10 protein-coding genes are annotated in these 12,069 nt (G+C 45.2%); 3 read left to right on the top strand and 7 right to left on the bottom strand.

The features are described 5' to 3' along the window. Window positions 1–37: 37 nt before the first annotated feature. The gene (locus NDA03_RS10870; RefSeq protein WP_348238015.1) at window positions 38–1,417 is read right to left on the bottom strand and encodes an ABC transporter ATP-binding protein; all 1,380 of its coding nucleotides are present in this window, start codon (window positions 1,415–1,417) and stop codon (window positions 38–40) included. A 45-nt stretch (window positions 1,418–1,462) separates the two neighbouring features. Then, window positions 1,463–2,308: an ABC transporter permease gene (locus tag NDA03_RS10865; protein WP_348238014.1), complete on the bottom strand. Its 846-nt coding sequence runs from the start codon at window positions 2,306–2,308 to the stop codon at window positions 1,463–1,465. Between the two features lie 437 nt (window positions 2,309–2,745). Between NDA03_RS10865 and NDA03_RS10860 the strand changes: the two genes are divergently transcribed. The 3 genes from NDA03_RS10860 (at window position 2,746) to chlG (ending at window position 5,127) form a co-directional block, all read left to right on the top strand. Beyond that, a complete protein-coding gene (locus tag NDA03_RS10860) occupies window positions 2,746–2,940 on the top strand; it encodes a DUF2862 domain-containing protein (RefSeq protein WP_190410406.1) in 195 nt (64 codons plus the stop codon). A 6-nt stretch (window positions 2,941–2,946) separates the two neighbouring features. Beyond that, window positions 2,947–4,044, top strand: coding sequence for an ArsA family ATPase (locus tag NDA03_RS10855; protein WP_348238013.1), 1,098 nt, complete (start codon window positions 2,947–2,949; stop codon window positions 4,042–4,044). A 90-nt stretch (window positions 4,045–4,134) separates the two neighbouring features. Then, complete coding sequence (gene chlG, locus NDA03_RS10850; protein WP_190666419.1) at window positions 4,135–5,127, top strand: chlorophyll synthase ChlG; 993 nt, start codon at window positions 4,135–4,137, stop codon at window positions 5,125–5,127. Window positions 5,128–5,211: 84 nt separating this feature from the next. On the opposite strand, the gene hpsP is transcribed toward chlG, so the two are convergent. The 5 genes from hpsP to hpsL all read right to left on the bottom strand — a co-directional run bounded on the left by hpsP (window position 5,212) and on the right by hpsL (window position 11,998). Then, window positions 5,212–6,411 (bottom strand): hormogonium polysaccharide biosynthesis glycosyltransferase HpsP, encoded by a 1,200-nt coding sequence (hpsP, locus tag NDA03_RS10845; protein ID WP_348238012.1) that lies wholly within the window; start codon window positions 6,409–6,411, stop codon window positions 5,212–5,214. Window positions 6,412–6,447: 36 nt separating this feature from the next. Next, window positions 6,448–7,623 (bottom strand): hormogonium polysaccharide biosynthesis glycosyltransferase HpsO, encoded by a 1,176-nt coding sequence (hpsO, locus tag NDA03_RS10840; protein ID WP_348238011.1) that lies wholly within the window; start codon window positions 7,621–7,623, stop codon window positions 6,448–6,450. A gap of 49 nt (window positions 7,624–7,672) precedes the next feature. Beyond that, window positions 7,673–9,268 (bottom strand): glycosyltransferase family 39 protein, encoded by a 1,596-nt coding sequence (locus NDA03_RS10835; RefSeq protein ID WP_348238010.1) that lies wholly within the window; start codon window positions 9,266–9,268, stop codon window positions 7,673–7,675. Between the two features lie 2 nt (window positions 9,269–9,270). After that, on the bottom strand, window positions 9,271–10,248 hold the full coding sequence (gene hpsN / locus NDA03_RS10830) for a hormogonium polysaccharide biosynthesis glycosyltransferase HpsN (protein WP_339380834.1): 978 nt from the start codon (window positions 10,246–10,248) through the stop codon (window positions 9,271–9,273). Between the two features lie 67 nt (window positions 10,249–10,315). Continuing rightward, window positions 10,316–11,998, bottom strand: coding sequence for a hormogonium polysaccharide biosynthesis protein HpsL (gene hpsL, locus NDA03_RS10825; protein ID WP_348238009.1), 1,683 nt, complete (start codon window positions 11,996–11,998; stop codon window positions 10,316–10,318). Window positions 11,999–12,069 lie beyond the last annotated feature (71 nt).

Here is a 12,069-nt window from a genome sequence, read left to right as displayed (position 1 = left end):
TAATGAATTTAGACAAACAACTATTTTAGGCAATTTTTTATTCTTCCACAACACAATTAAATGATAAAATTTGTGATTCAACACAGAAATCCACATAGCCCGATCTTGATGTATCTGATTCTTCTGGGTGCACTCTAAACATTGCTGCATCAACTAGACGATGAATAAAGACTTCAGAGTGATTTAGTCTACCCAAAACTCCTGCATTTAAAAAATATACTCCTGGTTGTAGATAACAGGAAAATCTAAACTTGACTTGGAGTTCTTTGCCTTTATCTACGTATTCTATTGGCTTATCTATTGTGTGAGATGCTGCTCCTCCTAATTCAAATCCTTCAATTGTTTTAATTACCATTCCGAACCTAACTCTATGTATCTTTTCCAGAAATTTTACTGAGTAAGTATAAATGTATTCTTTTCTTCTTTTTAGAAAATTTACTCGCCTACCTTCTATAGTAGTAACATAAGGTTTTTCAATAAACGCTCCACAAGATACATACGACAAGGTACTTTTTGGAATAAGGTTCGGATCGTAGGTCTCATAAAAATCATCGTTTTTAGTTTGGCTTGAAGTTTTATACTCTAATTCTTCTTGACTGGCTTCTAATAAAATTTCATTTTTTTCATTTTTTATAAAATGCTTCCCATTCCGGATGTTTTCTCGAATTTTTTCTGCTTCATCTACAGGTGCATATATCAATTTTTGATAGTTGGAAATTACTGTCTTAGGTGTTGCTACTAGCAGATCCTCTCCTTTATCTAGTAAAACTGCTGACCTACATAAGCCTATAACTGAAGGTGCTGAGTGTGAAACAAAAAGGATGGTTACACCTCTTTCCTGAAGAGCTTGAATACGTCCAAAACACTTTCGCTGAAAAGCTTCATCGCCAACTGCTAGAGCCTCATCTACAATAAAAATGTCAGGCTCAACGCTAATAGCAACTGCAAATGCTAGCCTCACAAACATTCCACTGGAATAAGTCTTAACGGGTTGCTCCATAAAATCACTAATATCAGCAAATGCAGCAATTTCATCAAATTTTGCTTCTATATGTTTTCGCTCTAACCCTAGTAGTTGTCCGTTAAAAAATACATTTTGTCTTCCTGTAAATTCAGGGTTAAATCCGCTGCCGAGTTCTAATAAAGCTGAAATCCGTCCATTGACCCTGACCTCTCCAGTAGTGGGTGTTATCGTTCTGACAATAATCTGCAATAACGTACTTTTCCCAGAACCATTGCGCCCCACAATCCCTAGAGCTTGCCCCTTTGGCACTTCCAAGTTAATATCACGTAGTGCCCAAAATTCATCTGCTCTACTCTTTCCCGGCAACAACAACTCCTTGAGCCGGTCTACAGGTCGCTCATAGCGCTTAAAGCACTTAGAAACATTTCTCAGCGAAATTGCAATCTCACTCATTACGCCACTGCTTCAAACACCACAAATCGCAGACTCAATCAGAATCTAGAGTACATCAGCAAACGCCGGACGCAATCTTTTGTATAATGATAACCCTGCAAAAAACACTACCAGAGAAACCACCGCTACAGCACTCCACTCTCCCCAGTGTTTTATTTCTCCGACTAGCACCAAATCTCTATAAACCTCTGCGATCGCTGTCATCGGATTTAACCAAAACACCCAACCTCGCCATTCCTCCGGAATCGCTGATGCTGGATAAATAATCGGTGTTACGTAGAACCAGAGGTTTAAGATAACTCCCAGCGTTTGAGGAATATCTCGCAAAAACACCGTCAGTCCTGCCACTAAATAACCCAAGCCAGCGGTTAACAACAACTGCGGTAGCCAAATCAGGGGCAACAGTGCCAACGTCGTGTGTAGAGTTCCAGCCGACACCGCCACTAACAGAATCAACGCCATCAAGCCAAATGAACTTTCAATAAATGTCGATAAAATCGGTACAAGCGGTAACAACGCCAGCGGAAACACTACCTTCTTGACCAAGTTTGGCTGTCCCACCACCGAACTTGCTGCTTGGGTAAGCCCACTCGTAAATGCAAGCCAGGGAAGCAACCCCGCAAATAGCCATAAACCATAGGTAATATTGTTCGCTGGTAAACCCTTTAAAGTTAGCTTTACCTGCAAGACAATTGAGAAAACATAGGTATAAATCAGCAACTGCGACAGCTGATTAACTAAAGGCCAAAAATTGCCTAGAACTGAACCCTTATATCGCGCTTCCAAATCCCGCCGCACCAGGGTTCTCAACAAATCTAGCTTTGCCCACCACAGGTCATTAACCGGAAGCCAACGCCTCACCGTGCCAGCTTTGCGAACAACTGCTTTCATCGACTTCAACAAATCCCACTACTCTCTCACAACCAAAGCACGAAGCCATTTTTTCCTATGAAGCTGAGTCAAACCTTAGAGTTCCCATTGTCAATTTTTGGCATTTGTTTGGATTTCGTAACAAGTCTAGTCTATTAAGTTAAAGATGATATAGGAAATTTGCTGCAATACAAGCAGAAGTTTTGCGAGTGGCAGCTTCTGCCGGGGTAAAGCTTAGCAGCCTCAAGGTCATCTTGGTGCTACGCCAAAGCGGTAGAGCAAAGAGTTTGGGTCTAAATACCGTCCCTGGGTATTGATTCAGAGGTGAGCTGAACCAAAAGAAAGCGATGTCCTAAGAGGACGACCTTCGGTTCGCCACTGCTCGATCAAACCAATCTCCGAGGTTTTGCCCTAAACTGTGGAATGATTCGGAATGGTTCATTTGCATCGGAGCAGCAATGGAGATCGGTCAGAAAGTAAAAGTATACCGCCTCAGAGACAGGGTTTCTCCCGCCGTTGTTAATAAACTGGGGAAAGTCGGCACCATCAAAGGCTACAAAATGACGGATGGTAGTGGCGTTGGGGTGGTCGTGCAATTTGACGACAACTCGACCACTTGGTTTTTTGAAGATGAACTGAAACCCGCACAATAAGAACAGATGGCCCTGATTTTAACGTTTTTGGGCAAAGGCGGCACGGGTCGCACCACAGTCGCGATCGCAGCCGCCAAACAACTGGCAAGCAAGGGAGCGCGAGTGCTACTTGCCGGACAAGACCCCGGCCCCACCCTCGGATTGCTCCTGGGGGCGTCCCCTAGCCCTGATCCCCAGGAACTGGAGCAAAATTTACAGGTAGTACAGTTCCAGTCTGCCGTGCTACTCGAACGCAGCTGGGAAGAAGTCAAAAAACTGGAAGCGCAGTATCTACGGACGCCTCTGCTGAAAAATGTCTACGGTCAGGAGTTGGGCGTTCTGCCAGGGATGGACAGCGCCCTGGCTCTCAACGCCATCCGCGAGTACGAAGCCAGTGGCAAGTATGACGTAATCATCTACGACGGCAGCGGCGACCAGACTACCCTACGGATGCTGGGGATGCCAGAGATACTCAGCTGGTATATTCGCCGGTTCCGAAAAGTCGTGGAAGATTCCGACCTGTGGAGAACTGTTTCGCCGTTCATTCAACCCATTAGCAGCGCTGTTCTCAATGTGTCATGGAGTGGGGATAACTTTGCCCAACAGCCCACCAATGAGGTGAACAATCTGCTGGAGCGAGGGAGAGCAGCCGTTGCTGATCCTAACCGCGTTGCTGCCTATTTGGTGACGACGAGTGCGCCAACTGCTGTTGCAACTGCCCAGTATTTTTGGGGCAGTGCCCAACAAGTCGGACTGACCGTGGGAGGCGTTCTGCTCAACCAAGAGTCGGACACAGAAGCCATTTCGGCAAACTTTACCCCTCTTGCAGTCAGCTCCCTTCCCAGCTCACCACCGGGTGACTGGCAACCGCTAATCGACGCCCTCCCGGATTTGCGTCAAGTATCGGGGCTGCCCAAACCTATCGAGATTGACATTCCAGCTCGTCAGGTACGTCTATTCTTGCCTGGTTTTGATAAAAAGCAGGTAAAACTCACCCAATACGGCCCTGAAGTCACCATCGAAGCCGGAGATCAGCGGCGCAATATCTCCTTACCCCCCCAGTTGAGCGGTCAACCCGTCAAAGGCGCTAAATTTCAAAATAGTTACTTGGCGATTTCGTTCTAATTGGTCATTGAGAATTGGTAATGGGTAATAGGTCCTTGAGAATGACCATTACCCGTTACCCATTACCTATTACCTATTACCCATTAGCAAATGACAACCGACAAACAACAAACAACCGATAACAACCCATCTGAGCGGAGTGCGAAAACTCGGCAACTGCTGGGCATGAAAGGTGCGGCTCCTGGCGAGACTTCTATCTGGAAAATTCGCTTGCAGTTGATGAAGCCGATTACCTGGATTCCCTTGATTTGGGGCGTTGTCTGCGGTGCGGCTTCTTCGGGTGAATACACTTGGACGTTGGAAAATGTCCTGAAAGCCGCTACTTGTATGCTGCTGTCGGGACCTATTTTAGTTGGGTATACCCAAACTTTAAATGACTTTTACGATCGCGATATCGACGCGATTAACGAACCCTACCGTCCGATTCCCTCTGGTGCCATTTCTGTTCCCCAAGTGGTGACGCAAATTTTGGTACTGTTATTTGCGGGGTTAGGGCTTTCCTACGTTTTAGATAGATGGGCGGGGCATGATTTTCCTACCATCACCTGCATTGCTTTGGGCGGTACGTTCCTCGCCTATATTTACTCTGCGCCGCCACTGAAGCTGAAGAAAAATGGATGGCTGGGTAATTACGCACTTGGTGCGAGTTACATTGCTCTCCCCTGGTGGACTGGTCACGCGCTGTTTGGGGAGTTAAACCCTACGATTATGCTTCTGACGCTGTTCTACAGTTTGGCGGGGTTGGGAATTGCCGTAGTGAATGACTTCAAGAGTGTTGAAGGCGATCGCCAACTCGGTCTACAATCGCTTCCGGTGATGTTTGGCGTTAGCACGGCTGCATGGATATGCGTGCTGATGATCGATATCTTTCAAGCTGGAATTGCCGCGTATTTGATAAGCATCCACCAAAATCTTTATGCGGCAATCTTGATATTACTCATCATCCCCCAAATCACTTTTCAGGATATGTATTTTCTGCGCGATCCCCTGAAAAATGATGTGAAATATCAGGCAAGCGCTCAACCTTTCCTAGTTCTAGGAATGCTTGTTGCTGGTTTGGCGTTAGGTCACGCCGCTTATTAGTAGTAGCGCGTCTAGCCTAGAATGCTTGGTTAAACAAATGCCCGAAAGCTTACATTTCAAGCTTTTCAGGTCTGAGTAAGCCCACTAAATTAGACTGGACGCGCTACTACTTTTGCTTGTAAGAATTTGTTGGTAAGCTTTAATCGTTGTTTGAGCGATCGCTTTCCAACTGTAATTTTTCAAAGCGTATTCTTGGGCATTGATTCCCCGCCGCTGTCGTTCCAAAGCATCAGCCAGGGCCTCGCGCAATTGTTCAGTTAAACTACCTACATCGCAGGCACAAACCCAGCCAGCTTCCGCTTGTTGAATTTCCTCCCAGATATAAACTTGGTCAGAAATTACTACCGGGGTTCCGTTACACATCGCCTCTGCTACAGCAATGCCAAAGTTTTCGTAGTAAGAAGGGAGGACAAATACATCGGCATCTTGTAGGAAGGCAGTTTTCGACTCACCAGTTACAAATCCGGTTATAGTAGTGCGATCGCGTAAAGGTGACGCTTGCAACTGTTCTCGAATTTTGTTCTCATAAGCTGGATCTTGCGGATTTCCACCTGCCAGCACAAAGTGAAAATCAGCACCCTCTTCTAAAAGTTTTTCCAAGGCTGGAATCAGTAAATTTAGCCCTTTTTTCGGGTCAATCCGAGACATAAACAGCAGCAAAGGCTGAGTCTCCGGAATGCCTAATTTCCTTCTAGCTTGACCTTTCGGGAGGATTGCTGGCTGCTTTACGCCTAAGGGAATTACCACATCCGGCGTTGAAGTTCCGAAGCGTTCGGAAATCTTAGCTTCTTGGGGGCTGGTGAAGTGAATTCCCGCCGCACCTGCTAAATTGGGACGTTCTAGCAGTGCCGCGTAAATCTGCTTCAACTGCTTCTTCTTGCGTAAGTCTGAGGGGTCTAGCGTCCCCAGAGGACGCATTAAATAGGGTAAATGACGCGATCTCGCCACAGTCGCTGCCGCCGTGCTTACAGGCGAAAATAAAGCGTGGATATGAGCTAAATCAAATTCAGCCGCGTGTCCTGCTAACCAGCGCAACAAATCTAGGGAAAACTTATAGCGTCGGAACGGGGAACAGGGGAAATAACGCACTTGATAGCCGTTTTGTTCCACCGGACGGTCGAGAGGCACATCCAAGGGTGGCTGACCGACATCTCCGTTGCTATTTGTTGTTAGTACCGTCACCTCCACCCCTTCAGACGCCAGTGCCTCCGATAGCCCCAGAACCATCTGACTGGGACCCCCATAAACTAAAGAAATTGAAGGGACAATTTGTAGAATTTTCATTTTGTTTGTCAGGCGTCAGGTGTCAGTTGCTAAGGACTACTGACTCTTGACTAACTGTTTATAAAAATCTAATTGCTGCTTGGCTAATGCAATATTTGTATATTGCGCGATCGCTCGTTCATAACCCAGCTTACCCAACTTCTGGGCTAAATCTGGTTGTTCCATCAATTGCCCCAGGCAATTTTGCAAAGCTGCTGCATCTTTCTCTGGAAAGATTAACCCCGCATCTCCAATGACGTGCGGAATTTCCCCGGAATCAGAACCAATTACAGGAACTTGGCAAGCCATCGCTTCAATCAGCACATGACCAAACTGTTCTTTCCAACCAGCGGCAGTCAAAGTTTTAAACTTATAAGTTGTTTCTGAAGGTAACACTAGCGTATTCATCAGGTTGATATAGCAGGGAACTGCGTCATGAGGAACGCTTTCCACCAAAATCAATTTATCTTTAATCCCCACCTCAGCGGCTTGTTCTAGTAGTACCGATTGCAAGGGGCCGCGACCGAGTAAAAGCAATTTCCAGGGGCGTGACTGCAAGCCTTTCAACGCTTGCAACAGCGTCAGCAGACCTTTTTCTTCCACAAACCGCCCCACAAACCCGACTACAAATTCATCCGGTTGAATGCCCAGTTTTGCTGCCAATTCTGGCTGCGGTGTTGGTGAGAACAATCTCTCATCTACACCCAGCTGCGGCATCACCTTGCTAGGGCCGTCGTAGCCACGCTGCCGCAATATATCCACACCATCTTGATTTCCAGCAATCAGTCCGTGAGTGTGTCGTAGGTTATAAGCTTCTAGCAAGGAAACCGGAAATTTTAGTTCGTAGGGTAAGTTCCACCAGGTAAAAAACACATTTTTTGCCTTCAGCCCCAACAGTCGATTGAGCGTAATCAGCTGAGCATAACCTAAAGCTTTTGAACCCTGTTCCACTTGAATAATCTGGGGTCGAAACTGGCGCAACAAAGAAATCAAGTCAGCCCCAAAGGTAAGCATTCCCTGGTTGTTCTGGCTGAAATTAGAAACTGGCACGATTTGAAAAGAGCCTTCTTGACGCAGCTGAGTTTCAATCGTCTTATTTTGAACACCCCCAGGTTGCCACTGGCGCGGCACAACGACAGTTACTTCAATTCCGGGTTCCAGTTGAGCTAACGCCCTTAGTTTCTCGCAGTTGAGGTCAACGATATAAGTGTGACTGGCAACTAAAATTTTCATTGCGAATATCAAGAACTATTTTTGAATTTTTAGGTTTCGGCTATTAGCTTTAATTTTTTTCTAAACGCCAAATATCCTGTATTTTAGGTGAATTATTCTGTGCTACCAAAACAGGCTCTATTTTATAGTTCTGCTCTTGCTTGAGTTTCTGAAGCAGTCCTTTAGACACTTCCAATAAAAACACATCGCTATAACCGTCTGGTACATTGACTGTGTTAGCTTTTTTAGTCAGTATTTTAAACTGCACTTTTGAATCTAGTAGATAGCTAATCGTGAATGCACGGCCTAAATTATCAGTAATTACTAGAGGACGAGTTGCTTGGTTGATTGTACGAGCTACCGCTGGATAGTGTGGGCTTCCAAAAGCCGACCAGGAAGGAGTTTGAGCAATGATTCCACAGGATATAATTCCGCTTATAAGTATGGCTGATGCTGCTACTTTTCCAAATGTTCTTTGCCAAGATTGTTTGGAACTTAACCAATTAGCTAAAAAGTACGAAACTACTATTTCTAAACCTAAAACAGTAGGAATTAAATATCTAAAACGGGTCGAAATAGAACCTCCGGTAATTATATCTTTGAGCATTAGTAGGATCCCTGTCATCCCAATTAATGTCAAAATAAATAACCATACCCGTTCTGGATTTTTTTTGAAAAGTAGATAAAAAGAAAAGCCAGTAATTATTAAGATTAAAGGAGTAAAAAATAATTGTAAATATCGTAAATTTTGAGTAAGACCAGCCCAAGGATCGTAAAAATCAACAAAAGTAGTTACTATATTGTCTATCCAGACCTTAATCAGTGATAGCAAAGGGATGCGGCTTGATACCTGATCGACTGAATACGAAGACATACCCGATGCCATAAAAAGATAAAACCACGGCAAAAAAATTAATCCACTACAAGCCGAGGCAAGTAGATAACATATTAAATTTCTGTAAAATCGAAATCTTTCGGTAAGAAAAACATAGGCCCCGTGTGCAATTAAAACAAATCCAAATAGTACATTAGAATATAAACCACCAATAGCAGTTATTCCATATATTACCCAACTAAGTTTTGTCTTGGTTCGCATCGCTCTCAAAAGAGCCGCGCTGGATAATAAAGTGACGACTGCCAGTAAACTATACGGTCGCACCACTTGAGCATATTGTAAATGAAATGGAGAGACAGCGACTAGAGCTGTGGCGATCCAGGCGGCAAGGTGAAATTCAAATAATTCCCAACATAGCCAATAAATACCTACTAAAACAAAAAGACTAATAAATGCTGAAAAGCTTCTTTGAATGATTAACGGATTACTAAATATATGGGTTCCCAATTCTGACCAGATTCGCATTCCCACTGAAAAAACAGGTGGAAATACATAGGGTTCTAATACCAATCTTTGAATAGATTGATTGAAACTTATATCAGGATTTATCCACTGATACTTCTGTAGCTCGTCAACTCCAACTACCGAATCATCAACCGCTAAGAATCGTTGACCGAATATGTAGGTGGTGCTAAAAGTCTCATCATTTGAATAAATTTTTTGGTCGAGGTGATAAAACCTCAAAAAAATGCCTAAAACCAAAGAGAGAATGAGCAAAGCTTTTAGAAAAAGGGGAAGCACATGAAGATCGGGTGTTGTTTTATTTTCCATAGCTACGCCTCCTTTTTGTCGAGCTGGGTGTATATTTGACCATCTGCCCAGTTAGATTGAATAACTGTACCCAATGCTTTAAAGAATCCGAGAGTGTAGGAAACACCGCGACTAAGGATTTTGATGGGAGAACCGCTTTTGTAACAAGGGGGATGACCTAAAACGTGACAGTCAAATAGCTTGGCAAAGAATCGCAGACATTGAGCTGGGGTGAGGTTTTTGAAGCCTAATAGAAAGTGGTTGTGATAGAAGGTAAGTTGGTACTGGAGCGATCGCGTACTAATATCGTGACAGCCGCCAGTTTCTTCTCCTAGGTGAACTAAATCAGCATCGGGGTCGTACCAAATCTGATACCCCGTCTGCCGCAACCTTAGACAAAAATCTGACTCTTCGCGCACCGCACTCCCTCGAAACCGCTCATCAAAATGCAGTCCGTGCTTCGTAAAAATTTCTCGCCGGAAAGACATATTGCAGCCTCTGGCAGTCAGAACGCGCTGCGGCTTCACGGTATGCACTAAGTCAATGTGGTACCAGGCAATTCCAGGGTCCATCGCTTCTGGGGGCAAATCCTCAATCGTCAACTTATTGCCGGAATCTTCCAACTTCATCCGGTCAAATACTCGCCCTGCCACCGCACCCACTTCCGGACGCTCTAAATAATTGCGAGCATGAGCCTCTAAATATCCAGGCTTTAGCAGAACATCATCATCCAGAAATAACACAATTTCCCCAACTGCCCGCCGTACCGCATAATTTCGGGCACCCGGTAAGCTTGCCCAATCTACGCGAAACCAACGAATTTTACCGCTGTTTGCCAACTCCTCAAGATACGCTTGAGTTTCGGGCTGGTGCGTGGCGGTTTGATCGACCACTAGCACTTCAAAGGCTGGGTAGTCTTGCAGCAAGACATCTTTGAGCGTGTCTCGCAAAGGTTCTTCACGTCCGTAAGTGGGGATAATAACCGAAATCAAAGGCTTCACGGTTTACTGCTCCGAAATGCAATTGAATAGTGAGCGATCGCTGAATACTGAGCGATCGCTGCCTTAATTATGTGGCAGGTACCGGGCTTGTTTTGCCGACAGTACGCTTTCCAGATGATTTGCGGCGTCCTTTCTTCTTCGTTTTAGCCTCATCATTTTCCTCCTCTGCCAATCGCTTCTCTTGTTCCTGCTTATCTATTTCTGGCAATTTAAAAATAACACCGGCAAAAAACCAGTAATAAATTGCCACCTCGGTATCCAAGGGATACCAGTAAGTGTTATAACTTAGCACTAAAATCAAAACCCAAAAACTGGCACCAAAACTGCGTAAACTTTTGTCTTTCACCGAGCGGTAAATTTTGAAAGTAATCGCTGTCAAGCAAGTCACGAAAACTAGAAACGCCAACGTGCCTGCCGGGCCAATTTCGTATAGAACCTTAGGGTAGTAAGTTTCAACCAGCGCTGCATCACCAAAAATTCGGGTGGAATTGGTAGCCGTTCCCAAACCGCGTCCCAAAAATCCCCGCTGTTTCTTCATTGCCCAATTAAATTGCTCCACAATAAATGCTTGGGGAGGTGAAGCATTCCAGCGGCTGACAAAACTATCGATCCGCTCCTGAATTAAAGCTGGGTTGGCAGCGGCGGCGATACTCAACACCACACCTAGCCCGACTCCAACGGGGATAAACCGTTTGAGGTTCGCTACTTGTCCTGTAAGCACCAGCAGCAGTACGAAGACAACGGGAACCAGCGACAGGGCAATTCTTTGACCAGAAATCACCGCATTGGCAAAGACAAGTGCCATACCGACTAAACCACCAATCCGCCAGAAAAACGAAGTGTCACAGAAGGCAGTTGCAAAGGTAAAAAAGGCGTTGGAAATCAGGAACCATGCCCAGTGCCAAGGAGAGACAAACGTACCTGGTAAGCGAATCATCCCGACTTCCGGGCTGTAAACCAAAGCGCCACCGACAAAACACTTGGCATCCAGGGTTGCCTTAAATAAAGCATCCGCAACCAGTCCTCTGGTACCAGCACATCTACCGCTAGTCAGCATCGAGTACTGAATAAAGCCAAGGATACAGCAGATGATGGCGAGAACCAGATGCATTCGTGTCAGGAAGAGCAATTCCTTTTTTGTCCGAATCAGATAGTAGGCACAAAAAGCCAGGGGAACATACCCCAGAAAAACTTTTAGACCCAAAACTCCCTGCAAAAAGGGTTGTCCCGACCTACCGCCCGAAAATTGTAGGAAGCCGTTAACAAGAAACAGCGTCAGCCCAGAAAAGACTAACAGAATGTACAAGCTCGGCTTGATCTCTTTGGAAATCAGGATGGGTAGCTTTTTCCTTTGACAGTCCTTTACTAGAGCAATCAATGCGGGAATATAGATTCCATCTTTAGCCAGCTGGAATACAGGATTCCCGCCGCCAATCCAGTAGGTGACGGTGCCATTAATCGGTAGGTAAAGGAGGAATGCCCATAGGGCTTTACGGGGATATTTGTAGGAAAATCCCAGAGCCGGAATTGCTAAAGAGGCTAAGGCTGCTTTTGGTCCAGCGGCGAGAAATAGGAAGATAGCAAGAACGGCGGCAATCCCCACGCTGGCAAAGGCAAATTGAGTGAATTCTTTTCGCGCCAGCTGCGCCTTGCGCTTTTGGGCTAACTGCTCCTTAAGACTTAGGGTTGGCGTTTGAGACTGCTGTTTTGTATTTTTAGACTTTTTGGATTTTAGCTTTGATTTCGGCATGGGGGAGCTTGAAGCTGCCGGTACCCATCGATTTTGGCATACATGATTTGAGATGCGTGGATTAGCGATCG

It is taken from the genome of Trichocoleus sp. Lan, assembly GCF_039961855.1.
In the GTDB taxonomy this organism is placed as follows: domain Bacteria; phylum Cyanobacteriota; class Cyanobacteriia; order Cyanobacteriales; family FACHB-T130; genus FACHB-T130.
Note: the sequence above shows the minus strand (reverse complement) of the source record. Positions and strands in the feature narration are given on the sequence as shown.